The organism is Sulfurivermis fontis, from assembly GCF_004001245.1.
In the GTDB taxonomy this organism is placed as follows: domain Bacteria; phylum Pseudomonadota; class Gammaproteobacteria; order Thiohalomonadales; family Thiohalomonadaceae; genus Sulfurivermis; species Sulfurivermis fontis.
In genome coordinates, this window is sequence record NZ_AP018724.1 from 1,406,424 (window position 1) to 1,429,651 (window position 23,228).

General features: G+C 63.1%; 24 protein-coding genes. 20 read left to right on the top strand and 4 right to left on the bottom strand.

The genetic code is table 11. The features are described from left to right. Positions 1-100 precede the first annotated feature (100 nt). Positions 101-523 (bottom strand): Mth938-like domain-containing protein, encoded by a 423-nt coding sequence (locus EP379_RS07230; RefSeq protein WP_172600410.1) that lies wholly within the window; start codon positions 521-523, stop codon positions 101-103. Positions 524-1,090: 567 nt separating this feature from the next. Here EP379_RS07230 and alaC point away from each other — a divergent pair. From alaC to lysS, 10 genes are all read left to right on the top strand, one after another. Next, positions 1,091-2,278 (top strand): alanine transaminase, encoded by a 1,188-nt coding sequence (gene alaC, locus EP379_RS07235; RefSeq protein ID WP_127477168.1) that lies wholly within the window; start codon positions 1,091-1,093, stop codon positions 2,276-2,278. 29 nt (positions 2,279-2,307) lie between these two features. Continuing rightward, entirely contained in the window at positions 2,308-3,546 is a 1,239-nt protein-coding gene (locus tag EP379_RS07240; protein WP_232023991.1) for a pyridoxal phosphate-dependent aminotransferase, read from the top strand. A 29-nt stretch (positions 3,547-3,575) separates the two neighbouring features. Then, a complete protein-coding gene (locus tag EP379_RS07245) occupies positions 3,576-4,886 on the top strand; it encodes a homoserine dehydrogenase (RefSeq protein ID WP_127477169.1) in 1,311 nt (436 codons plus the stop codon). A gap of 11 nt (positions 4,887-4,897) precedes the next feature. Continuing rightward, positions 4,898-5,977, top strand: a complete 1,080-nt coding sequence (gene thrC, locus EP379_RS07250) for a threonine synthase (protein ID WP_127477170.1) — start codon at positions 4,898-4,900, stop codon at positions 5,975-5,977. 148 nt (positions 5,978-6,125) lie between these two features. Continuing rightward, entirely contained in the window at positions 6,126-6,995 is an 870-nt protein-coding gene (locus EP379_RS07255; RefSeq protein WP_145987905.1) for a hypothetical protein, read from the top strand. Between the two features lie 15 nt (positions 6,996-7,010). Further along, entirely contained in the window at positions 7,011-8,765 is a 1,755-nt protein-coding gene (gene recJ / locus EP379_RS07260) for a single-stranded-DNA-specific exonuclease RecJ (protein WP_127477172.1), read from the top strand. Positions 8,766-8,891: 126 nt separating this feature from the next. Next, entirely contained in the window at positions 8,892-9,206 is a 315-nt protein-coding gene (locus tag EP379_RS07265) for a hypothetical protein (protein ID WP_127477173.1), read from the top strand. Between the two features lies 1 nt (position 9,207). Beyond that, positions 9,208-9,690, top strand: coding sequence for a hypothetical protein (locus tag EP379_RS07270; RefSeq protein ID WP_127477174.1), 483 nt, complete (start codon positions 9,208-9,210; stop codon positions 9,688-9,690). 113 nt (positions 9,691-9,803) lie between these two features. Beyond that, a protein-coding gene (prfB, locus tag EP379_RS07275; protein ID WP_127477175.1) for a peptide chain release factor 2 occupies positions 9,804-10,902 on the top strand; the annotation gives its coding sequence in 2 pieces (ribosomal slippage) (positions 9,804-9,878 and positions 9,880-10,902; 1,098 coding nt in all). 37 nt (positions 10,903-10,939) lie between these two features. After that, on the top strand, positions 10,940-12,436 hold the full coding sequence (lysS, locus tag EP379_RS07280) for a lysine--tRNA ligase (RefSeq protein WP_127477176.1): 1,497 nt from the start codon (positions 10,940-10,942) through the stop codon (positions 12,434-12,436). Between the two features lie 279 nt (positions 12,437-12,715). Here lysS and EP379_RS07285 read toward each other — a convergent pair whose 3' ends face one another. After that, complete coding sequence (locus EP379_RS07285; RefSeq protein WP_127477177.1) at positions 12,716-13,555, bottom strand: HDOD domain-containing protein; 840 nt, start codon at positions 13,553-13,555, stop codon at positions 12,716-12,718. A 21-nt stretch (positions 13,556-13,576) separates the two neighbouring features. After that, complete coding sequence (gene ygfZ / locus EP379_RS07290) at positions 13,577-14,638, bottom strand: CAF17-like 4Fe-4S cluster assembly/insertion protein YgfZ (protein ID WP_127477178.1); 1,062 nt, start codon at positions 14,636-14,638, stop codon at positions 13,577-13,579. A 119-nt stretch (positions 14,639-14,757) separates the two neighbouring features. On the opposite strand from ygfZ, the gene sdhC reads away from it, so the two are divergent. The 6 genes from sdhC to EP379_RS07320 all read left to right on the top strand — a co-directional run bounded on the left by sdhC (position 14,758) and on the right by EP379_RS07320 (position 18,616). Beyond that, positions 14,758-15,135 carry a succinate dehydrogenase, cytochrome b556 subunit gene (gene sdhC / locus EP379_RS07295; RefSeq protein WP_127477179.1) on the top strand — a complete coding sequence of 126 codons (378 nt, stop codon included), beginning with the start codon at positions 14,758-14,760 and terminating at the stop codon, positions 15,133-15,135. Beyond that, positions 15,132-15,467, top strand: coding sequence for a succinate dehydrogenase, hydrophobic membrane anchor protein (gene sdhD / locus EP379_RS07300; RefSeq protein ID WP_127477180.1), 336 nt, complete (start codon positions 15,132-15,134; stop codon positions 15,465-15,467). The genes sdhC and sdhD overlap by 4 nt, the downstream gene beginning before the upstream one ends. Next, entirely contained in the window at positions 15,467-17,230 is a 1,764-nt protein-coding gene (gene sdhA, locus EP379_RS07305; RefSeq protein WP_127477181.1) for a succinate dehydrogenase flavoprotein subunit, read from the top strand. The genes sdhD and sdhA overlap by 1 nt, the downstream gene beginning before the upstream one ends. 13 nt (positions 17,231-17,243) lie before the next feature. After that, positions 17,244-17,942, top strand: a complete 699-nt coding sequence (locus tag EP379_RS07310) for a succinate dehydrogenase iron-sulfur subunit (protein ID WP_127477182.1) — start codon at positions 17,244-17,246, stop codon at positions 17,940-17,942. Positions 17,943-18,030: 88 nt separating this feature from the next. Next, a complete protein-coding gene (locus EP379_RS07315) occupies positions 18,031-18,231 on the top strand; it encodes an FAD assembly factor SdhE (RefSeq protein ID WP_127477183.1) in 201 nt (66 codons plus the stop codon). Beyond that, positions 18,194-18,616: a protein YgfX gene (locus EP379_RS07320; RefSeq protein WP_127477184.1), complete on the top strand. Its 423-nt coding sequence runs from the start codon at positions 18,194-18,196 to the stop codon at positions 18,614-18,616. The genes EP379_RS07315 and EP379_RS07320 overlap by 38 nt, the downstream gene beginning before the upstream one ends. Before the next feature lie 136 nt (positions 18,617-18,752). Here the strand turns inward: EP379_RS07320 and nadB are convergent, their stop codons facing one another. After that, the gene (gene nadB / locus EP379_RS07325; protein ID WP_127478862.1) at positions 18,753-20,369 is read right to left on the bottom strand and encodes an L-aspartate oxidase; all 1,617 of its coding nucleotides are present in this window, start codon (positions 20,367-20,369) and stop codon (positions 18,753-18,755) included. Positions 20,370-20,544: 175 nt separating this feature from the next. On the opposite strand from nadB, the gene rpoE reads away from it, so the two are divergent. From rpoE to EP379_RS07345, 4 genes are read left to right on the top strand one after another with little or no spacing between them, the layout of a single operon-like run. After that, on the top strand, positions 20,545-21,126 hold the full coding sequence (rpoE, locus tag EP379_RS07330) for an RNA polymerase sigma factor RpoE (protein ID WP_127477185.1): 582 nt from the start codon (positions 20,545-20,547) through the stop codon (positions 21,124-21,126). Between the two features lie 54 nt (positions 21,127-21,180). Next, on the top strand, positions 21,181-21,753 hold the full coding sequence (locus EP379_RS07335; protein ID WP_127477186.1) for a sigma-E factor negative regulatory protein: 573 nt from the start codon (positions 21,181-21,183) through the stop codon (positions 21,751-21,753). After that, positions 21,750-22,727 (top strand): MucB/RseB C-terminal domain-containing protein, encoded by a 978-nt coding sequence (locus EP379_RS07340; RefSeq protein ID WP_127477187.1) that lies wholly within the window; start codon positions 21,750-21,752, stop codon positions 22,725-22,727. Before EP379_RS07335 ends, EP379_RS07340 begins: the two co-directional genes overlap by 4 nt. A gap of 3 nt (positions 22,728-22,730) precedes the next feature. Beyond that, on the top strand, positions 22,731-23,225 hold the full coding sequence (locus EP379_RS07345) for a SoxR reducing system RseC family protein (protein ID WP_127477188.1): 495 nt from the start codon (positions 22,731-22,733) through the stop codon (positions 23,223-23,225). The last annotated feature ends 3 nt before the right edge of the window (positions 23,226-23,228 follow it).

Genomic DNA, 23,228 nt, shown 5'->3' on the forward strand with positions numbered 1-23,228 from the left:
GCGTGGTCTGAGAAGTCCAGGATGGACTTATTCAGACCTTCCGTAAGTAACGGCGCTGGCGGACGGGGCGGGACCGGGCGGTTTCCGCCCCGTTTGCTTTTCAGGGGGTGGCCTCGATCAGGATGGCGGCCACCACCTGGCGGCCTTCTCCGGCGAGGACGTTGTAGGTCCGGCAGGCAGCACCGGTGTCCATGACCTCCACGCCGATGCCGAGCGCGGTGAGCGGGGCGAGCAGGGCGGGGGAGGTGTAGCGGAAACTCGTGCCGGTGCCGAGCAGGACCACCTCCGGTTCCAGGGCCAGGAGAGTGGCGAAGTGTTCGCTGTGCAGGTCGGCGTACTGTTGCGGCGGCCAGTCGCGCAGCAGCCGGTCCGGGGCGAGGGCGAAGCTGCGGCGCAGCACCTCGCTGACGGGCTGCACGCTGCCGTTCTCGTTCGGCGCGCCAGGGCCGATGATGGTGACCGTTGCGGCATCGTAGGCGCGGATGGCATAGCCGCTGCCGAACGTGTCCTGACTGAACTTCATGGGCAAAAATCCTGGGCAATAACGCGCAATATGATATAGGGAAGCTCTGAATAAGTTCAGAGCTTCCGCGGCACAGGGATGTGCCGCCATTTTTCAACGACGATAAGTCGTTGAAAAATGAAGCCAAGCGAAAATCACACTTTTCGCTTGGCGTGGTCTGAGAAGTCCAGGATGGACTTATTCAGACCTTCCATAGGAGTGGTTTGTGTTGCTTGGCGCATCCCTGCGCCTCACCCCCTGCGGGGGCTGAAGCGACGAATCGCTCCCGGCGATTCGTTGTTCGGCGCATCCCTGCGCCTCACCCCTTGCGGGGGCTGAAGCGACGAATCGCTCCCGGCGATTCGTTGTTCGGCGCATCCCTGCGCCTCCCCCCTGCGGGGGCTGAAGCGACGAATCGCTCCCGGCGATTCGTTGTTCGGCGCATCCCTGCGCCTCCCCCCCTGCGGGGGCTGAAGCGACGAATCGCTCCCGGCGATTCGTTGACAGCAGAAAACCGGGCCAGTAATGTTAGCAGCTTTATTCGGCCCGGGGTTTCCCCGGCGTCAACCTGTGCGCGGAACCACGGCTTTGATAGAAGACTTCCAGAGAATCAAGCGTTTACCGCCTTATGTCTTCGCCATAGTCACCGATCTGAAGCAGAAGGCCCGGGCGCGCGGCGAGGATATCATCGACTTCGGCATGGGCAACCCCGACCAGCCGACTCCGCAGCACATCGTCGACAAACTGGTGGAGGCGGCGCAGCGCGGCGATACCCACCGTTATTCCGTCTCCAAGGGTATCCCGCGCCTGCGCAAGGCGATCTGCACCTGGTACAGGAACCGCTTCGCCGTCGAGCTGAACCCGGACAGCGAGGCCATCGTCACCATCGGCTCCAAGGAAGGCCTGGCGCACCTCGCCCTGGCCACCGTCGGCCCCGGCGATGCCGTGCTGGTGCCCAATCCGGCCTATCCGATCCATCCCTATGGTTTTGTCATCGCCGGCGCCGATATCCGCCATGTGCCGCTGCACGAGGGCGTCGATTTCTTCGCCGAACTGGAGAAGGCCATTCGCACCTCCTGGCCCAAGCCGAAATTCCTGGTGCTGAACTTCCCGGGCAACCCGACCACCCAGTGTGTCGACCTCGAGTTCTTCGAGAACGTGGTGGCCATCTGCCGCGAGCACCAGATCTGGGTGATCCACGATCTCGCCTATGCCGACATCGCCTTCGACGGCTATGTCGCGCCGTCCATCATGCAGGTGCCGGGCGCCAAGGACGTGGCGGTGGAGTTCTTCACCCTGTCCAAGAGTTACAACATGCCCGGCTGGCGCGTCGGTTTCATGGTCGGTAACCCGACGCTGGTTGGTGCGTTGGCGCGCATCAAGTCCTATCTCGACTACGGCATGTTCACGCCGATCCAGGTGGCGGCCATCGCCGCGCTGGAAGGGCCGCAGGACTGCGTGCGCGAGATCAGCGACATGTACCAGAGGCGCCGCGACGTGCTGTGCGAGGGGCTCAACGGCATCGGTTGGCAGGTGACGCCGCCCAAGGCCACCATGTTCGTGTGGGCACAGATTCCCGAGGCCTATCGCCATCTCGGCTCACTGGAGTTCTCCAAGCGCCTGCTGGAAGAAGCCAAGGTGGCGGTGTCGCCCGGCATCGGATTCGGCGACTATGGCGACGATCATGTACGCTTCAGCCTGATCGAGAACGAGCACCGCACCCGCCAGGCAATCCGCGGTATACGCGAAATGTTTCGCAAGGATGGTTTACTTTGAAACTCATCAAACCCACGTCGAGTTCCTCCGTGCCCCTGTTACGTCCGGTACATAAATCCACCAAGCTGGCCAATGTCTGCTACGACATCCGCGGCCCGGTGATGGCGCGCTCGCGCCAGATGGAGGAAGAGGGGCATCGCATCATCAAGCTGAACATCGGCAATCCGGCGGCGTTCGGTTTCGAGGCGCCGGAAGAGATCATCCAAGATGTCATCTACAATCTGCCCGCCGCCTCGGGCTATTCCGAGTCCAAGGGATTGTTCTCCGCGCGCAAGGCGATCATGCACTACACGCAGGAGAAGAAGATCGCCAACGTGCAGCTGGAGGACATCTATGTTGGCAACGGCGTCTCCGAGCTGATCGTGATGGCGATGCAGGCCCTGCTCAATAACGGTGACGAGGTGCTGGTGCCGGCGCCGGACTATCCGTTGTGGACCGCTGCGGTATCGCTGGGCGGCGGCATCGCGCGCCACTACATCTGTGACGAGCAGTCCGGCTGGTTGCCGGACCCGGACGACATTCGCGCCAAGATCACGCCGAACACCCGCGCCATCGTCATCATCAACCCGAACAATCCAACCGGCGCAGTGTATCCGCTGGACCTGTTGCAGGAACTGGTCGAGATCGCCCGTCAGCACCAGCTCATCGTCTATGCCGACGAGATCTACGACAAGGTGCTGTACGACGGCGTGACGCATACCTCCATCGCCTCGCTGGCCGACGATGTGTTTTTCGTCACTTTCAATGGCCTGTCGAAGAATTACCGCGCCGCCGGCTACCGTGCCGGCTGGCTGGTGGTGTCCGGCGACAAGCGCCATGCCGGCGATTACATCGAGGGGCTGACCATGCTGGCCTCCATGCGCCTGTGTTCCAACGTGCCGGCGCAGCACGCCATTCAGACCGCACTGGGCGGTTATCAGAGCATCAACGATCTGGTGGCGCCGGGCGGTCGGCTGTATCGCCAGCGCCAGTACACCTGGGAGGCGCTGAACGCCATCCCCGGCGTGTCCTGTGTCAAGCCGCAGGGTGCGATGTATGCCTTCCCGCGTCTCGACCCCAAGGTGTATCCGATTCGTGATGACCGCCAGTTCATTCTCGAACTGCTGGAAGACGAGAAGGTGCTGGTGGTGCAGGGCACCGGCTTCAACTGGCCGGCACCGGATCACCTGCGCCTGGTCTTTCTGCCCGGCATGGATGAGATGACCGAGGCGATGACCCGTTTCGCGCGCTTCCTGGAACACTACCGCAAGCGCCATCACGGCCAATAATTCAAAACACGTAGCAGGACATTGGAAAGATGAAACCCGTCAAGGTAGGACTGTTGGGCCTCGGTACCGTCGGTGGTGGTACCGTCAACGTGCTCAAACGCAATGCCGAAGAGATCGCCCGCCGCGCCGGTCGCGGCATCGTCATCACGCATGCCGCTGCGCGTGACATCAGCAAGGCGCGTATCTGTGACACCACCGGCATTACCCTGACCACCGATCCCTGCGAGGTGGTGGACAATCCGGAGCTGGATGTCATCGTCGAGCTGATCGGCGGCGACGGTCTGGCCTGGGAAATGGTCAACCGCGCCATCGACAACGGCAAGCACGTGGTCACCGCCAACAAGGCGCTCATCGCCAAGTACGGCAACCATATCTTTGCCAAGGCGCAGCAGAAGGGCGTGATGGTGGCGTTCGAGGCCGCGGTGGCCGGCGGCATTCCCATCATCAAGGCAATTCGCGAGGGCCTCGCCGCCAACCGCATCGAGTGGCTCGCCGGCATCATCAACGGTACCGGCAATTTCATCCTCACCGAGATGCGCGACAAGGGGCGTGACTTCGCCGATGTGCTGGCCGAGGCGCAGCGCCTGGGCTATGCCGAGGCCGATCCCACCTTCGACGTGGAAGGCATCGATGCGGCGCACAAGCTGACCATCCTCGCCGCCATCGCCTTCGGTATCCCGCTGCAGTTCGACAAGGTCTACACCGAAGGTATCACGCGCATCACCCGCGAGGATGTGGCTTATGCCGAACAGCTCGGCTATCGCATCAAGCACCTCGGTGTGGCGCGCCGCACCAATGGCGGCATCGAGCTGCGTGTGCACCCGACGTTGATCCCGGCACGTCGTCTCATCGCCAACGTCGACGGCGTGATGAATTCCGTGCTGGTGAAGGGCGACGCCGTCGGACCGACCCTGTATTACGGTGCCGGCGCCGGTGCCGAGCCGACGGCCTCCGCCGTGGTGGCCGATCTGGTGGATGTGGTGCGCACCCTCACCTCCGATCCCAACAACCGCGTGCCACATCTGGCCTTCCAGCCCGATGCCCTGCACGATATTCCCATCCTGCCGATGGAGCAGGTGGAGACCGCTTACTACCTGCGCCTGCAGGCTCAGGACAAGCCGGGCGTGCTGGCCGACGTCACCCGTATCCTGGGCGATCTCGACATCAGCATCGAAGCGGTAATCCAGAAGGAGCCTTCCGAAGAGGACAGTACCGTGCCGGTGATCCTGCTCACCCGCCGCGTGCGCGAGGAGAAGATGAACAGGGCTATTGCGCAAATCGAGGCGCTGGCGGCGATCAGTGCCCCGGTGATGCGCATGCGTATGGAAAGTTTGAAATAACCGAGGTCACCATGACATTCCGCACCCGTTACACCGGTCTCATCGACCGCTACCGCGACCGTCTGCCGGTTCACGACGACACCCGCATCATCAGCCTGGGCGAGGGCAACACGCCGCTCATCCGCCTGCACAACATTCCCAAGCTGCTCGGTAAGAACGTCGACATCTACGTCAAGTACGAAGGACTCAACCCGACCGGCTCCTTCAAGGACCGTGGCATGACCATGGCCGTGACCAAGGCGGTGGAAGAAGGCTCCAAGGCCATCATCTGCGCCTCCACCGGCAACACCTCTGCGGCCGCCGCCGCCTATGCCGCGCGCGCCGGCATCACCTGCTTCGTGCTGATCCCGGAGGGCAAGATTGCGCTGGGCAAGCTGGCCCAGGCGATGATCCACGGCGCCGTGGTGATTCAGATCAAGGGCAACTTCGATGCCGGCATGCAGCTGGTGAAGGAGGTGGCCGACCAGGCGCCGGTCACCATCGTCAACTCCATCAACCCGTTCCGCCTGCAGGGGCAGAAGACCGCAGCGTTCGAGATCATCGAGGAGTTGGGTACCGCGCCGGATTTCCACTGCATTCCGGTGGGCAATGCCGGCAACATCACCGCGCACTGGATGGGTTATACCGAATACCGCGACCACGGCATCGTCAACAACGTGCCGCGCATGGTGGGGTATCAGGCATCCGGCGCCGCACCGTTCATGCGCGGTCACATGGTGGACAATCCGGAAACCATTGCCACCGCCATCCGTATCGGCCACCCGCAGAGCTGGGACAAGGCTTGGCAGGTGCAGAAGGACTCCAAGGGCTGGTTCGATGAATGCAGCGACGAGGAGATCCTCGCCACCCAGAAGCTGCTGGCGGAGAAGGAGGGCGTGTTCTGCGAACCCGCTTCCGCCACCTCGCTGGCCGGCGCGCTGCGCGATATCAAGATCGGCAAGATCCCCGAGGGCAGCAAGGTGGTGTGCACCCTGACCGGCCACGGCCTGAAGGATCCGGATACCGCCATCAAGCAGAGCACATCGCCCATGCTCACCGTCGAGGCCAAGCTCGATGCCGTGAAGAAGGCGATCCTCGACAATATGGCTTAACGGCAGATACAAGAGGAAAGTTGCAAGAACCAACTGAAGTCACGGGTAGCTTGCAGCTTTCCTCCGCGTCATGAGTCGTACCCTAACGCTGTTGCTTCCCCATCTCCTGACTTCCGTGCAGCAACGCCTGCCGGCGTTGGAGACTTTGTTGGCACGCGCTGAGCGCCACCGCATTCAATCCGCCTCCATGCAGCAGCGCCTGCTGCACCTGACGAACCCGTCACCCGCGGAAGCGGAATCTCCGTTCGGTCCGCTGTGCGCGCTGGGCGATGGCCTCGATGTCGGCACAGGTTATTGGCTGTGCGCCGAGCCGGTCCATTTGAGCGCCGATCAGGCCACGGTCTATCTCACCGCCCGCGCCGAATCCCTGGCGATAACGGCGGCGGAAGCCGCGGCGCTCGCCGCGGAGTTCAACGCGTTGTTCCACGCTGACGGCTGGCAGCTCTTTGCGCCACACCCCACGCGTTGGTATTTGCGCCTGCCGCAATCCCTGCAACTGCGCACGACACCGCCGGACAGCGCCGAGGGACGCGATATCTGGCCGCTGCGGCCACAGGGGCAGGATGGTCTGCGTCTACAGGCCGCGTTGAATGAAATCCAGATGTTGTTTCACGCCAGCGCCGTCAATGCGCGGCGGCGCGATCACGGACAGCCGACCGTCAACAGCCTCTGGTTATGGGGCGGTGCCGAACTGCCTGCACTGGACGTGCCCTGGGCGCAGGTACAGGGTGATGACTGCCTGCTGCGCGGTATCGCGGCACAGGCGGGCATCCCGCATGCGGCCGCAGGCGATGCGGCAGGCTGGCTGCAAGGTCGCGGCGATGGGCTGGTACTCATGCGGGAGGAGTTGCCGTCTCTGGAACAGCACTGGTTCGCGCCTCTGTTGATGGCGCTGCGCCGTGGTGAACTGGCTGGGCTCGACATTCATTTTGCCGCCACGGCCTGTCACTATCGGCTTGATCGTCGCAGCGTGCGCCGCTGGTGGCGTCGGCGTCACCCGGTGGCTGCCCTCGCATAACCGTCGATTGCACTGATGACAGCTCAACATCGCCCCATCGTTCGTCGTCCGCTACCCGAACACGTCAATACCTTGGCACAGACTCTGCCGCCGCTGGCGGCACGGGTCTGCGCCAGCCGCGGTATCCGGCACAGCGACGAACTTCAGCACACGCTCGATCGCCTGCCACCGTTCGAGTTGTTGCACGGCATCGATACCGCAACGGATCTGCTGGTGCAGGCACTGGAGTTACAGCAGCGCATCCTGGTGGTGGGGGACTTCGATGCCGATGGCGCCACCAGCACCGCCCTGGCCCTGCGCGTACTGCGCCTGCTGGGTGCCGAACAGGTGGATTTCCTGGTCCCCAACCGCTTCGAATACGGTTACGGCCTGACGCCGGAGATCGTGGCCGTGGCCACCGCTCGCCGGCCCGATCTGATCGTCACCGTGGATAACGGCATCTCCAGCCTCGACGGTGTGGCCGCCGCGCAGGCGCTGGGAATCAAGGTGCTGATCACCGATCACCACTTGCCGGGGGCGGAGCTGCCGGCGGCCGATGCCATCGTCAATCCCAACCAGCCGGGCGATGCCTTTCCCTCCAAGGCCATGGCCGGTGTCGGCGTCATTTTCTACGTCATGCTGGCCTTGCGCAGCCGTCTGCGCCGTGACGGCTGGTTCGCCCGCCGCGGCATTGCCGAACCCAACCTGGCGCAGTTGCTCGATCTGGTGGCCCTGGGCACGGTGGCCGACGTGGTGCCGCTGGATCAGGTCAACCGCATCTTGGTGGCGCAGGGGCTGGCGCGCATGCGCCGCGGCCAGTTGTCACCGGGGGTGCTGGCCTTGTTCGAGGTGGCGGGACGCCAGCCGGCGCGACTGGTCGCCGCCGATCTGGGCTTCGCCATCGGACCGCGCCTCAACGCAGCCGGGCGCATGGATGACATGAGTCTGGGGATCCGCTGTCTGCTGAGTGACGATTTGCGCCAGGCACGGCCGCTGGCACAGACCCTGGACCAGCTCAACCAGGAGCGGCGCGGTGTGGAGGAAGAGATGAAGGAGCAGGCGCTGGCCGAGCTGCGCCGCATGCACCTGGAAGAGAGTTCCGAACTGCCCGTGGGTCTGTGTCTGTACGACCCGGCCTGGCATCAGGGGGTGGTGGGGATCCTCGCCTCGCGCATCAAGGATCGCCTGCACCGGCCGGTGATCGTGTTTACCGACAGCGGCGACGATGAAATCAAGGGCTCGGCGCGCTCGGTGCCGAACCTACACATCCGCGATGCCCTGGATGCGATCGCCGCACGTCACCCCGGCCTGCTGGTGAAGTTCGGCGGCCATGCCATGGCCGCGGGACTGACGCTGCGGCGCACGGCGCTGGACACCTTCCGCCACGCCTTCGACGACGAGGTGCGGCGTCAACTCGGCCCGCAGCCGCCGGCCCATGTACTGCTCAGCGACGGCGAACTGGCGCCCGAAGAGGCGACGCTGGAAGTGGCGGAAACCCTGCGTTTCCTCAGTCCCTGGGGGCAGGGCTTCCCGGAACCGCTGTTCGATGGCGTATTCGATATCGTCTCCCAGCGGGTGGTGGGGGAGCGGCACGTCAAACTGCTGCTGCGCTGGGCCGGACAGAGTGCCACCGTGGACGCCATCGCCTTTCATGCCGATCTGGCGCAGTGGCAGGGGGCTACCGGCCAGGTGCGGCTGGCCTACCGCCTGGACGTCAACGAGTTCCGCGAGCACAAGACCGTACAGCTCATCGTGGAATACATGGAGGTGGTGCCCGGCGCGGGCCGCTGAGGGAGGAAAGGGCACTATTGACCAAGCTGCGTGGTCGGAGGTATGTTCGAACTAAATACAATAAATACAACGGTCGACACAGGCCGCGACTTACACCACAAAAAAACCACAGCGGGAGGGCTGGCCATGCCGGGCATATTCAATAATTTCGATATTTCCCTGTTCATCAGTTTCGCGGCGATACTGGTGATGATCTTCTGCCTCATTCAGGTGTACACCCTCAAGGCCAGGATTCCCGGCGGCGTCATCGGCAAGCGGTGGAACTTCCTCGTCATGCTGGTGGTGCTGTTCAGCGTCGGCTATCTGGCCACACCGTTCTTCGGTGCGCTGCCGGCTGAGCTGATGCGCCTGATCGCGTCTCTGATCTTCTTCTTCGGCGCCATCTATGTGTTGATCACGGTAAAGCTGATTTACCAGATTATTCAGGAGTTGACCGAATAACATGGACCGCAGCGCGATCGTCGCCAAGACCGCCAAGGGCGAAGAGGAGATCCAGAGCCGCAAGTACGGCCTGGAGCGTAATCTGCGCTATGTCCTCATCCTCATCGACGGCAAGACCTCGGTGCAGCAGTTGGTGGACGAAAAGGGAGCCGCCCTGCCTGACGTGGCCGGCAGCCTGCGCACCCTGGCGGAGCAAGGCTTTATTTCCATCGGCGGCGTCAGCCTGGGCGCCGATGATGAAACCTGCACCGTCGCCGCAGAGCAGGACATTCCAACTCTCAAGGCGGCGCTCATCGCCATTGCCAAGGAGGTGTTGGGCGCGGACGCCGGCAAGATTGTCAGCAAGCTGGAGGCGGCGCCGGACAGCCGCGAGGGCTTGCAGGAGGCGGTCAACAGCTGCAAGAAGGTGGTCCGCCTGCTCATCGACGAGAAGAAAGCCGAGGCGCTGATGGCGCGCTGCGGCACCGTCCTCAAGGGCCTGTGATCCGCGCCGGCGGGCCGGCTATTGTTCTGCCGCGCGCTGTTTTTTCCACAGCGGTTCACCCTGCCACCCCGGCTGTAGTATTATCGCCGTTTTCGTTTTGCCATCCTGGAACCATGCTGGAATTCAATACTCTTTCCCGCAGCATCAAAGAGATGCAGGGGCGCCTCGACGCCCTGAGGGGGTATCTTTGACTTCGCTGCCAAAAGCGAACGTCTGACTGAAGTCATCCGCGAATTGGAAGACCCCGACGTCTGGAACGAGCCCGAGCGCGCCCAGGCCCTGGGCCGCGAGCGCGCCCAGCTCGAAGAGGTGGTCAATACCATCGAGAACCTGGACAAGACCCTGGCCGACTGCGGCGAACTGTTGGCGATGGCCGGTGAGGAGGGTGACGAGGCCATGCTGGCGGAAGTGGCGGCTGACCTCGACAAGGCCGACAAGCGCCTCGGCGAACTGGAGTTCCGCCGCATGTTCTCCGGCGAGATGGACGCCAACAACGCCTTCCTCGACATCCAGGCCGGCTCCGGTGGCACCGAGGCGCAGGACTGGGCCAGCATGTTGCTGCGCATGTACCTGCGCTGGGGCGAGCGCCGCGGTTTCAAGACCGAATTGATCGAAGTGTCCGAGGGCGAGGTGGCGGGTATCAAGAGTGCGACGATACGCTTCGAAGGTCCCTATGCCTACGGTTGGTTGCGCACCGAAACCGGTGTGCACCGCCTGGTACGCAAATCACCATTCGATTCGGGCAATCGCCGCCATACCTCCTTTGCCTCGGTGTTCGTTTCCCCCGAGGTGGATGAAAACATCGCTATCGAGATCAATCCAGCGGACCTGCGCGTCGATGTCTATCGCGCCTCCGGCGCCGGCGGCCAGCATGTCAACCGTACCGAGTCGGCGGTGCGCATCACCCACATCCCCACCGGCATCGTCTGCGCCTGCCAGACCCAACGCTCGCAGCACCAGAATCGTGAAACAGCGATGAACCAGTTGCGCGCCAAGCTGTATGAAATGGAGTTGCAGAAGCGCAACGCCGAAAAGCAGGCCCTGGAAGACAACAAGTCCGATATCGGTTGGGGTAGCCAGATACGTTCCTATGTATTGGACCAGTCGCGCATCAAGGATCTGCGCACCGGCGTGGAAACCGGCAATACCCAGGCGGTGCTGGACGGCGATCTGGACGATTTCATCGAAGCCAGCCTGAAGTCCGGACTATAAGGCGGCGATCAGATACTTGGAATTTGCGGAACACTCAATGAGCGAAGAACAGAAGAAACTGGACGAGAACAAACTGATCGCCGAGCGGCGTGCCAAGTTGCAGGCGCTGCGTGCGCGCGGTAACGCCTTCCCCAACGATTTCCGCCGCAACGTCATGACCGGCGAGCTGCACGCCCGGTATGGTGCGCTGGATGATGCCGCCCTGGAAGCGGCAAATGTCCGTGTCAGTGTCGCCGGCCGCATGATGCTCAAGCGTGTCATGGGCAAGGTGTCGTTCAGCCATATCAAGGACATGGCCGGGCAGATTCAGCTGTTCGTGCAGCGCGATTCCATTGGCACCGACGCCTATGACGATTTCAAACGCTGGGACATCGGCGACATCGTCGGTGCTGAGGGCGTGCTGTTCCGTACCAAGGCTGGCGAGCTGTCGGTGCGCGTCGACAGTATCCGCCTGCTGACCAAGGCGCTGCGTCCCTTGCCGGAGAAGTGGCAGGGACTGACCGATCAGGAAACGCGTTACCGCCAGCGCTATCTCGACCTGATCGCCAACGACGTCTCACGCAACACCTTCCGTGTGCGCTCGCAAATCATTCACCTGATCCGTGAGTTCATGGTGCGGCATGGTTTCCTGGAAGTCGAAACGCCGATGATGCACGTGATCCCGGGCGGTGCCAGCGCGCGTCCTTTCGTCACCCATCACAATGCCCTCGACATGGACCTGTACCTGCGCATCGCGCCGGAGCTGTATCTGAAAAGGTTGGTGGTGGGTGGGTTCGAGCGTGTGTTCGAGATCAACCGCAATTTCCGTAACGAGGGATTGTCCACGCGCCACAACCCCGAGTTCACCATGATCGAGTTCTACCAGGCCTACGCCGACTACCGTGACCTGATGGACCTCACCGAGGAACTGTTGCGTTCGCTGGCGCAGGATATCCTCGGCACCACTACCATCAAATACCAGGGCCAGGAGTTCGACTTTGCTTCCCCCTTCAAGCGCATGACCATGAAGGAATCGATTCTCGCCCACAATGCGCACATCACCGCGGCTCAACTGGATAATCTGGAGGAGGCGAGCGCGATCGCCCGCAAGCTGGGGCAGGAGGTGAAGCCCAGCTTTGGTCTCGGCAAGGTGCAGGCGCTGATCTTCGAGGAGACGGTGGAACACAAGCTGATACAGCCTACCTTCATTACCGCCTATCCCACCGAAATATCGCCGCTGGCGCGTCTCAACGACGATGACCCGACGGTGACCGATCGCTTCGAATTTTTCATCGGCGGCCGCGAGATCGCCAACGGTTTTTCCGAACTGAACGACCCGGAAGATCAGGCGGAGCGCTTCCGCAAGCAGGTGCTGGAGAAGGATGCCGGTGATGACGAGGCCATGCACTTCGACGCCGACTACATCGTCGCTCTGGAGCACGGCCTGCCGCCGACGGCGGGCGAGGGTATCGGTATCGACCGTCTGGTGATGCTGTTCACCGATGCGCCGTCAATACGCGACGTGCTGCTGTTCCCACACATGCGGCCGATGTAACAGACTGCGGTCGCGGCAGAAATGGCAAAGCCGGTTCCCGCAAAGGAACCGGCTTGTTGCTTTGGCCGGGTGAGGGAAGCTCTGAATAAGTTCAGTCCTTCCGCGGCACAGGGATGTGCCGCCATTTTTCAACGACGATAAGTCGTTGAAAAATGAAGCCAAGCGAAAATCACACTTTTCGCTTGGCGTGGTTTTGTGCACGGATGGACTTATGTCGCGCAGCCCATGGAGGGGCGAGAGCGACCTGAGAAGTCCAGGATGGACTTATTCAGACCTTCCTTAGATGTTCAGCAACTGCTGAGTTTCACGGATCGTATCACCGGTGCCTTCCATCTCGATGACGTTCACATCCGGACTGAGCCCCAGCTTGGCAAAAGCGGGGATCGTGCCCAGATCCTGTTCCGCCAGGGGATGGTTGCTGCCCAGATAACTCTGCAGGTTGGCGACTATCACTACGTCGACGAAATCCACCGTCGCCGAGTTGTAGGTGAGGTTTTCATGCTGCTCCGCCACATCCACCAGTTCCGGCGGGAAGTTCCAGGAACGCAGGATGGCGCCGCCCACGCGCGGATGCAGTTCGCGGATGACCCAGTCCAGGGCCTTTTCGTCCTGCAACAGTTCGGGGAAATCTTCGGCCTTGGTCAGGATGGGCATGGCACCGATGTCATGTACCAGACCGGCGAGAAGGGCCTGCTCCGGGTTCAGCTTGGTGAACTGACCGGCCAGGGCGTGGCAGATGGCCGCCACCTCGGTGCTGTGCTCCCACAACTGGCGCAGGCGCTGGTCGGTCACATCGGAGGTGGCCTGAAACATCTGCTGCATCACCATGCTGGTGGCAAGGTCACGCACGATGCGCATTCCCAGGCGGCTGACGGCGGCATCGACGCTTTCGATCTTGCGACCGGCGCGCATCAGCGGACTGTTGGCCACCTGGATCAGGCGGGCACTCAGCGCCGGGTCGCTGACAATAATCCTGACCAGATCGGCAATGGAAGAGTCCGGGTCGTCCACCACCTCACGCACCTTGAGGGCCACTTCGGGCAGGGTAGGCAGGACCAGGCGGTTGTGTTCCAGGTCGGCGAGCAGTTCGTCGTAAAACAGGCGGCTGATGTCAGTCACTGTCGTTCCTTCATGTTACGGTTAGCTTCCAGTGTCCTGCGCCTCGGCCGGGAAGGCGTAGGGCGGGGATTTGAATGTGATACGGGCGCCGGCGGCATCGCCGATGCGTACCTCGTCGTTCAGCAACGATATCTGCACCACGGCCAGCAGGTCGACACCGCCCCCCGGGGCAGGTTGGGCATCGACCACCCGGCCGGCACCCTGACCGCTTTCGGAATTGCTGCAATACAGTTCGGTGCCGGGGGCCGGGACAGTTTCCCCATCGGTGTGTGCCAGGTACATGCGCCGCTTGAGGGTGCCGAGATACTGCATGCGCGCCACCACCTCCTGGCCGGTATAGCAGCCCTTGCGAAAGCTGACGCCGTTGACCAGTTGCAGGTTGACCATCTGCGGTACGAAGGCCTCGACATTGGCCGGGAAGATATTGGGCAGACCGGCATGGATATCGAGCAGGGCCCAGGCGGAGGCTCCGGCCGGTTTCGCCACAGTCGCCAGGTTCTGCCACAACGCCCGGATGCTCGCCGCCTCACCGTATACCTCGGCACGGGGATGGGGACCCGCGACGCGTACCACGGTGAGTCCCTTGCCATGGGCCACCTCGTCTGCGGTCTGCGGCATGTGGTCCAGTTCCTGGACCAGGCGGGCATAGGCATGGGGGCCGGATACACCGATGCGCAGCAGGCTGTCACCGGCATCACTCAGCGTGACCTTGGACATCAGTACATACTTGCGCAGGCGCTCCAGCGCCGGCTGCACCAGCACCGCCGGCATGCGCAGGTAATAGGCGCCATCACGCTGGAACAGGCGGAAGACGTTGAGCAGTCGCCCCTTGGGACTGAGGTGCCCGCTGAGTTGGCTGTGATTGGCGTTTACTTGGCGTACATCGTTGGTGAACTGGCCCTGCATGAAGGTGAGGGCGTCGGGGCCTTCCACCCGTAACAGGCCAAAGTGGGAGAGATCGACGACGATATCGCCCTGCAGGGCGGCGGCGCGTTCCGCGACGGGGGCACCAAAATGCTCCACTTGACCGGCCGTGAGGCTGGCGCCTGCCTGTTGGAGAAAAGCCTGCCAATCACTCAACATCACCGTCTCCTCATGTATCAGATATAGAGTTCATCATAGCCAAATAGCCCGGCCTTGGTAATACCGGAGTGAAACAACAAACATCTGCGTTATTGGGGCTCTGATATACTTCTCAAGCCATGACGACTCCCCACCAACGCCCGGTTTTTTTTCATCTGCTGCAACTGCATCTGCCGCTGACGGCGCTGGTGTCCATAGTCCATCGCCTCACCGGACTGCTGCTGTTTCTCGCCCTGGCCCCGGCCATCTGGCTGCTGGAGCGCTCCTTGAGGGATGCCGCAGGTTATGTCCAAGTCCAGCAGCTGTTGCAGACCTGGCCGGCGCGCCTGCTCGGCGTCCTGCTGCTGTGGGCACTGGCCCACCATCTGCTGGCCGGCCTGCGTGTGTTGCTGATCGATGCCGGGTTCGGTGTGGAACGGGGCGCGGCGCGCCACTCCGCCCTCTGGGTCTTTGCCGCCGGGATGCTGGCCGTTATTGCGGGAGTGCTGTGGCCATGAGCCATCAGGTGACCGGTCTGCGCGCCTGGATGCTGCAGCGGCTCAGCGCTCTGTACCTGGCCGGTTATACCCTGTGGGCAACGGTGTATTTCCTGCTTTATCCGGTCGCCGATCACGCGGCGTGGCAGACGCTGTGGCGCGGCCCGATGATGAGTACCGGAGCGGCCCTGCTGTTCATTGCGCTGCTGGTGCATGCCTGGGTCGGTGTGCGTGATGTCCTGCTCGACTATGTGCGGCGGCCGCTGTTGCGTCTGGTTCTGCTGGCGCTGTTGTGGGCCTGGTTGCTGGTGTTGACGATCTGGCTGGTGCGCGTCCTGGTGGGGGTGATGTGATGCCCGCGCTGGCTACACGCAAGTTCGATACCCTGGTGATCGGAGCCGGCGGCGGTGGTTTGCGCGCGGCCCTGCAACTGGCCCAGGCCGAGGCCAGCGTGGCGGTGGTGTCCAAGGTGTTTCCCATCCGCTCCCATACGGTGGCGGCGCAGGGCGGCATCAACGCGGCACTGGCCAACGTGCTGCCGGACAACTGGCACTGGCATATGTACGACACCATCAAGGGCAGCGACTACCTGGGCGATCAGGATGCCATCGAATACATGTGCCGCGCCGCGGCCAATATTGTCGTGGAGCTGGAACATGCCGGCGTACCGTTCTCGCGTCTGCCCAACGGCCGCATTTACCAGCGCCGTTTCGGCGGCCAGAGCCAGAATTTCGGCGGCGCGCAGGCGGCGCGGGCCTGCGCGGCGGCGGACCGCACCGGTCACGCCATCCTGCACACGCTGTATCAGCAGAACATCCGTGCCCGCACCCACTTCTTCGACGAGTATTTTGCCGTCGACCTGATCCGCGATGAGCAGGGCTATATCCTCGGCGCCCTCGCGCTGGAGATCGAAACCGGTGAACCGCTGCTCATCGAGGCCAAGACCACGCTCATCGCCACCGGCGGCGCCGGTCAGTTGTTCCGCACCAATACCAACGCACGCATCAATACCGGTGACGGCATGGCGATGGCGCTGCGCGCCGGCATTCCGTTACAGGACATGGAGTTCTTCCAGTTCCATCCCACCGGCATCGCCGGCAAGGGTATGCTGATCAGCGAGGCCGTGCGCGGCGAGGGCGGCTATCTGGTGAACAGGCACGGCGAGCGCTTCATGGAACGCTATGCGCCGCACGCCAGGGACCTCGCCAGCCGCGACGTGGTGAGCCGCGCCATCTACATGGAAGTAAAAGAAGGACGCGGCTGCGGCCCGCAGGGCGATCATGTGCTGCTCAGGATGGATCACCTGGGCGCAGAGGTCATCGCCGCGCGTCTGCCGGCGATCCGTGAGCTGGCGCAGACCTTTCTACACATCGACCCGGCAAGCACGCCGATCCCCGTCTATCCCACCGCCCACTACACCATGGGCGGCATCCCCACCGATCGCCACGGCCGCGTGGTGGTACCGGCCGGGCAGGGTGAGGAGGTGGTACCCGGGCTGTATGCGGTGGGCGAGTGCGCCTGCGTGTCGGTACACGGCGCCAACCGCCTGGGCGGCAATTCGCTGCTCGACATCGTGGTGTTCGGCCGTGCCGCCGGCAATGACATCATCGAATTCCTGCGCGAGAACCGTTTCCACCGTCCGCCCAATCCGGCCAGCGTGGAGCAGGCGCTGGCGCGCCTGGCGCGCTGGGAACGGCGCGGTGAGGGCGAAAGTGTTGATGGCCTGCGCCGTGAACTGCAGCAGGTGATGGAGGACCATTGCGGCGTGTTCCGCAGCGCGGAGGTACTGTCGCAAGGTCTCGACAAGGTGTTGGCGTTGCAGCAGCGTTTGCAGGATGCCGTGCTGCGCGACCACAGCCGGGTGTTCAACACTGCGCGCATCGAGGCGCTGGAGCTGGAAAATCTGATGGAACTGGCAGTGGCCACCGTCACCTCGGCCCTGGGGCGTACCGAGAGCCGCGGTGCCCACAGCCGTGTCGACTATCCACAGCGCGATGATGAGCGCTGGTTGCGCCACTCCCTGTTCTTCCGCGACGGCCGTATGCTGGATTACAAGCCGGTGCGCATGAAACCGCTGACGGTGGACAGCTTTCCGCCGCAGGAAAGAACCTATTGAGCCGCGCGCCGCCATGAAATTCAGCATACACCGCTACAACCCGGAGACCGACAGCGCCCCGTACATGCAGACCTTCGAACTGCATGAGGTGCGGCCGGGGATGATGCTGCGTGACGCCCTGCTGGAACTGAAGGCGGCGCAGGATGAGAGCCTGACCTTCCGCCATTCCTGCGGCGAGGGGGTGTGCGGTTCCGATGGTCTCAATGTCAATGGCCGCAACGTGCTGGCCTGTGTCACGCCGCTGGCGGAGCTGCGTGAACCGGTGACGGTGCGTCCCTTGCCCAAGCTGCCGGTGGTGCGTGACCTGGTAGTGGATTTGAGCCAGTTCTATCACCACTACCGTGCCGTCAAACCCTATCTCATCGCCCACGACCCGGAGCCGGAGGTGGAGCGCCTGCAAACGCCTGAGCAGCGCGCTGAACTGGACGGGCTGTACGAATGTATCCTCTGTGCCTGCTGTACTACGTCCTGCCCGTCGTTCTGGTGGAATCCGGAACAGTTTCGTGGACCGGCGGCCCTGTTGCAGGCCTGGCGCTTTCTCGCCGATAGCCGCGATCAGGCCAAGGCGCAGCGCCTGGCGGAACTGGACGGTCCCTATCGCCTGTTCCGCTGTCACACCATCATGAGCTGCGTCGATGTCTGTCCCAAGGGACTCAATCCGACACAGGCCATCGGCCGCATCAAGCAGCTGATGCTGACGCATCAGGTTTGACAAGCAGTTACAAGTGGCAAGTCACAAGATACAAGTGAAAGACAACAGCATAAGCTTGCGGAAACTGGCCTGGCGTTGCCGGCGCGGGATGCTGGAGCTGGATCTGCTGCTGGAGGGATTTTTGCGGCGCGGTTATGGCGCGCTGGACGCGCGGCAACAGCGGGATTTCCAGCGCCTGCTGGAGTTGCCGGATCAGGAGTTGCTTGACTACCTGCTGGGATCGAAGCAGGCCAAGGATGGAGACCTCGCCCATGTCATCGCATGCATCCGTCACACCGCTGTACCTTGAGTCACAGCCCTCGCACCGTCTGCTGCGCCTATTGCTGTGGAGTCATCTTGCCAGTGCCGGCCTGCTGATTGGGCTGGCGCTGCACTTCCTCTGGCCGGCACTTCTGCTGCCGCCGTTGTGGTTCAGCCACCAGTATTACCGCCGCCGCACCCTGCAACCGGTGCGGCTGGCGCGTGAAAGCGACGGCGGCTGGTTGTGGCACCGCGGCGACGACACGGTGGTTCCGGTGCGTATTTTGCCGGAAACTCTGCTCACACCCTGGCTGGTGGTGCTGCACCTGCGCGAGGAAGGCGGCCGTCGTCATGCGGCCGTCCTGCTCGGCGACAGCCTGCCGCCGGGACAGTTCCGCGCCCTGCGCGTGGCGCTGCGGCTGGAACGGGTGTGAAGAACACCGGGACGAGCGGCGAGGTACAAGATACGCGGAACGAACTCGCTACGCTCATGTAACCCTCCATAAAACAATCGTGCGCGCCGCGCACACCGCTCTCATATCTCGCACCTTGACCCTCGTGCCTGTCCGCCTAATGCAGCGGCGAGTTGTCCGGAACCAGAATGGTATCCTGCGGCTCACCCGCGGCGATGTGGGGATAATCCAGCGTATAGTGCAGGCCGCGGCTCTCCTTGCGTGCCATGGCGGAGCGGATGATGAGATCGGCCACCTGCACCAGATTGCGCAGTTCGAGCAGATCGTTGGTGACGCGGAAGTTGCCGTAGTATTCGTGAATCTCGCTGCAAAGCAGGTCGACACGACGCTTGGCCCGTTGCAGGCGCTTGTCGGTGCGCACGATGCCGACGTAGTCCCACATGAAGCGGCGCAGCTCTTCCCAGTTGTGTGACACCACCACCTCCTCGTCGGAGTCGGTGACGCGGCTTTCGTCCCAGGCGGGCAGGGCGTCCACCGGCGGCAGGTCCGGCAGGCGCGCCGTGATGTCCAGCGCCGCGGCGCGCCCGAACACCAGGCACTCCAGCAGCGAATTGCTCGCCAGGCGGTTGGCGCCGTGCAGACCGGTGAAGGTCACCTCACCGGCGGCATACAGACCGGTGATGTCGGTACGGCCGTTGAGGTCGACCATCACCCCGCCGCAGGTGTAGTGGGCGGCGGGCACCACCGGGATCGGTTCGCGGGTGATGTCGATGCCGAACTCCAGGCAACGGGCGTAGACGGTGGGGAAGTGGTTTTGAATGAACTCCGCCGGACGGTGGCTGATATCCAGGTACACGCATTCCACGCCCAGCCGCTTGATCTCGTGGTCGATGGCGCGGGCCACGATGTCACGCGGCGCCAGTTCGCCGCGGGGGTCGAAACGCTCCATGAACCGGCTGCCGTCGGGCAGAAGCAGCCGGCCGCCTTCACCACGGATCGCTTCGGTGATGAGGAAGGACTTGGCCTTGGGGTGGTAGAGACAGGTGGGATGGAATTGGTTGAACTCCATGTTGGCCACCCGGCAACCGGCGCGCCAGGCCATGGCGATGCCGTCGCCGGTGGAGATGTCCGGATTGGAGGTGTACAGGTAGACCTTGCTGGCGCCGCCGGTGGCCAGGACTACGCTGCGGGCGCGTAGCACCTCAACCTTGCCGCGCTTGCGATCCAGTACATAGGCGCCGAGCACCCGGTTGTCGCCGCGCCCCAGTTTGGTGCTGGTGATCAGGTCGATGGCGATGTGGTTGTCGTGCAGGGTGATGTTGCCGCGGGCACGGGCCCGGTCGAGCAGGGTGGTCTCGATGGCGCGGCCGGTGGCATCGGCGGCGTGGATCACCCGGCGGTGGCTGTGGCCGCCTTCGCGGGTGAGGTGATAGTCGTGGTGCTGTTCGTCACCCGGCTCGCCGGTGAAGGCGACGCCCTGCTCGATGAGCCACTGGATGGCCTCCCTGCTGTGTTCGACGGTGAAGCGCACGGCATCGGCGTGGCACAGTCCGGCGCCGGCGTTCAGGGTGTCGGCGATGTGGGACTCGACCGAGTCGTGGGCATCCAGTACCGCTGCCACGCCACCCTGAGCATAAAACGTGGAGCCTTCGGCACTGATGGCCTTGGCCAGTACGGCAACCCGGAGCGATGCGGGCAGGTTGAGGGCCACGGTCAGGCCGGCAGCGCCGCTGCCGATGACCAGGACGTCATAGTGCTGTTGTTCGCCGTGCATGGAATCGCGCAAAGTGGCCTCGTAAGGAGCGCTGGCCTACTGAGGCCGGCTTGTTTATGATGCGCAACTATACGAAAAACGTCATGTTTTGGCGAACTCTTGGCAACATTAGGCAGTCTATAGCCGGTGTCCAGCGGGTGGTCGCCTCAAGTACAAGATGAAAGGGTAGGCCCCCATGGGCGTGCAGCATGTCGATCAAGAGCTCGTCGAGCGTGTCCAGCAGGGTGACAAGCGCGCGTTCGATCTCCTGGTCCAGAAATATCAGCACAAGATCGTCAAGCTGATTTCGCGCTATGTCCGGGATCCCGATGAATCGCTCGACGTTGCCCAGGAAACCTTCATCAAGGCCTATCGCGCCCTGGCCAATTTCCGTGGCGAGAGCGCCTTCTACACCTGGCTCTACCGCATCGCCATCAATACGGCGAAGAATCACCTCGTTGCCCTGGGGCGGCGCCCGCCCGATACCGACATCGACGCTGCCGACGCCGTGCAGTTGGACATGGAGTCGTCCGGTTCCCTGCGCGAGAGCGATACCCCGGAACACCTGGCACTCAAAGACGAAATCGAGCGCACTATTTTCCGTGCCATCGAAGACCTTCCCGAAGACCTGCGCACGGCCATTACCCTGCGCGAACTGGAGGGACTCAGCTATGAAGAGATCGCCGAGGCGATGAATTGTCCCATCGGCACGGTGCGATCGCGCATTTTTCGCGCGCGCGAGGCGATTGATACGAAACTCAAACCCCTGCTTGATTGACTAAGGGGTATACGGCAACAACCTGGATACGGCGAGAACCGAGGCGGTAGCACGATGGAAAACCAAACGAATGAACAGATTTCGGCCCTGGTAGATGATGAACTGCACGGTCCTGCCCTGCGTCAGGCACTGGAGCGGCTGCGACGGGATGCCGACCTGCAGGGCCGCTGGAGCCGCTATCACCTGATTAGTGATACCCTGCATGCCAACCTCGCCTCGGCCCGGGCGGCCCATCTGCACCAGCGGGTACGCGCCGCCCTGGAGCAGGAACCTACCCTGTTGGCACCGCGCCGCAAGCCGCGTCTGTCCTCGCTGGCCAAGCAGGTTGCCGGTGTTGCCATCGCCGCCTCGGTCGCCGCCGTGGCGATCCTGGCCGTACGCCAAAATGCCGTGGAGCCCACCGGCGTCGCACCGACCGCCATGCAACTGGCACAATCCCCCCGGTCGGCACACGAGCTGGTACAACTGGCCAGCACCGGTGCCCCGGCCACCGTGGTGGTGCCGCAGAGCGCCAACCGCGGTCGCCTCAATGCTTATCTGGTAAATCATAACGAGTACTCGGCGTCTTCCGGCATGCAGGGGGTGTTACCCTACGTGCGGATTGTCAGCCACGAGACGGCCAAGTGACGCACACCATGCTTCATCCCCTGTTGGGCAGCGCCCTGTTGCTGGTATCCCTGGTGCCGCAGGTATTCGCTGCGGATGACGCACCGAGTCCCCGTCTGTGGCTGGAGCGCATGTCGCAGGCGGCACACCGGCTCGATTATGACGGTATCTTCGTCTATTCCCACGATGGTCACATGCAGACCATGCGCATCGTGCACAGCAGCCGCGACGGCAGCGAGCGCGAGCGCCTGTTGAGCCTGAGCGGCCCCTCCCGCGAAGTGATTCGTGACAACGATCGCGTCACCTGCATACTGCCCGACGACAATACGGTGGTGGAGGAGAGCACCGGCCCCGCCCGTCGCCTACCCATCGACCTGCCATCACGGCTGGAGACGCTGGAGCGCTATTACAATTTCACTGATGCCGGCAGCGAACGTATCGCCGGCCATGATACCCGCAAGATTCTTATCACTCCGCTGGACCGTTACCGTTACGGCCACGCCCTCTGGCTGCATCAGGACAAGGGCCTGCTGCTGCGTTCCGAGCTCTATAACGAGGAGGGCCGGGTGGTGGAGCAGTTGATGTATACCGCCCTGGAGTTTCACGACCAACTCCCTGCCGCCCTGCTGGAACCGGAAACCCGTGGCCGCGATGTGGTCTGGCAGCGCGCAGCGCCGCAGGCGGAATGGCACGATGGCGCGGAACGCTGGACGGTCGGCGAGCTGCCCCCGGGGTTTGTGCTGGAAAACCACCGCCAACATGCCATGGCCGGTGACGCGCAAGTGGAGCATCTGTTGTTCAGCGACGGGCTGGCCTCGGTTTCGGTATTCATCGAGCCGGCCAGCGAGCAGGGCGAAGGGCTGGTGGGCAGCCTGCGCTTGGGGGCGGTCAACACCTTCAGCCGCAACCTCCATGGCTATTCGATTACCGTCATGGGCGAGGTGCCGCTGCTCACGGCGCAGCGTATCGCCGAGTCCGTGAGCCTGCGGGATTGAACAATGATCGAAGAGAACGGCCGGGTGGTGCGTACAGCGGGTGAATCGGCCTGGGTGCAGACGGCCCGGCGCTCCAGCTGCGGTAGCTGCTCGGCTCGCAGCGGCTGCGGTACCGGCGCCCTGGCGGGCCTGTTCGGAGCACGTCTGCATGAGGTGGAGGTGCTGAACCCCATCGGAGCACAACCGGGAGAAGACGTCATTGTAGGCATCAGTGAATCGTTGCTGGTGCGCGGTTCGGTCATGCTCTATCTGGTTCCCCTGCTGGCCCTTGTCGCCGGGGCGCTGCTCGCCGAGGCACTGGCATCGCAGCTTGACATGACAGGCAGCGAGCTTCCCGCCATCCTCGGTGGTATCGCCGGTCTGGCTGTCGGCTTCCTCTGGCTGCGCTGGCGCAATCGGCGCTGGAGCAGTGATCCGGCGCAGCGGGCGGTTATAGTACGACGGGCCGCACAGCCGGTGACCGTCAATTTTCCTTCCGGTAAATCCAATGCGAATTAGACC

Excerpts from the sequence above, each read along its gene's own strand:
- sdhA (WP_127477181.1), top strand. The coding sequence starts at position 15,467 with ATGCCCGCGCTGGCTACACGCAAGTTCGATACCCTGGTGATCGGAGCC.
- EP379_RS07230 (WP_172600410.1), bottom strand. The coding sequence starts at position 523 with ATGAAGTTCAGTCAGGACACGTTCGGCAGCGGCTATGCCATCCGCGCC.
- EP379_RS07345 (WP_127477188.1), top strand. The coding sequence starts at position 22,731 with ATGATCGAAGAGAACGGCCGGGTGGTGCGTACAGCGGGTGAATCGGCC.
- ygfZ (WP_127477178.1), bottom strand. The coding sequence starts at position 14,638 with ATGTTGAGTGATTGGCAGGCTTTTCTCCAACAGGCAGGCGCCAGCCTC.
- EP379_RS07270 (WP_127477174.1), top strand. The coding sequence starts at position 9,208 with ATGGACCGCAGCGCGATCGTCGCCAAGACCGCCAAGGGCGAAGAGGAG.
- thrC (WP_127477170.1), top strand. The coding sequence starts at position 4,898 with ATGACATTCCGCACCCGTTACACCGGTCTCATCGACCGCTACCGCGAC.
- EP379_RS07265 (WP_127477173.1), top strand. The coding sequence starts at position 8,892 with ATGCCGGGCATATTCAATAATTTCGATATTTCCCTGTTCATCAGTTTC.
- nadB (WP_127478862.1), bottom strand. The coding sequence starts at position 20,369 with ATGCACGGCGAACAACAGCACTATGACGTCCTGGTCATCGGCAGCGGC.
- recJ (WP_127477172.1), top strand. The coding sequence starts at position 7,011 with ATGACAGCTCAACATCGCCCCATCGTTCGTCGTCCGCTACCCGAACAC.
- EP379_RS07335 (WP_127477186.1), top strand. The coding sequence starts at position 21,181 with ATGGAAAACCAAACGAATGAACAGATTTCGGCCCTGGTAGATGATGAA.
- rpoE (WP_127477185.1), top strand. The coding sequence starts at position 20,545 with ATGGGCGTGCAGCATGTCGATCAAGAGCTCGTCGAGCGTGTCCAGCAG.
- EP379_RS07320 (WP_127477184.1), top strand. The coding sequence starts at position 18,194 with ATGTCATCGCATGCATCCGTCACACCGCTGTACCTTGAGTCACAGCCC.
- sdhC (WP_127477179.1), top strand. The coding sequence starts at position 14,758 with ATGACGACTCCCCACCAACGCCCGGTTTTTTTTCATCTGCTGCAACTG.
- EP379_RS07245 (WP_127477169.1), top strand. The coding sequence starts at position 3,576 with ATGAAACCCGTCAAGGTAGGACTGTTGGGCCTCGGTACCGTCGGTGGT.
- lysS (WP_127477176.1), top strand. The coding sequence starts at position 10,940 with ATGAGCGAAGAACAGAAGAAACTGGACGAGAACAAACTGATCGCCGAG.
- EP379_RS07315 (WP_127477183.1), top strand. The coding sequence starts at position 18,031 with ATGCTGGAGCTGGATCTGCTGCTGGAGGGATTTTTGCGGCGCGGTTAT.
- EP379_RS07310 (WP_127477182.1), top strand. The coding sequence starts at position 17,244 with ATGAAATTCAGCATACACCGCTACAACCCGGAGACCGACAGCGCCCCG.
- sdhD (WP_127477180.1), top strand. The coding sequence starts at position 15,132 with ATGAGCCATCAGGTGACCGGTCTGCGCGCCTGGATGCTGCAGCGGCTC.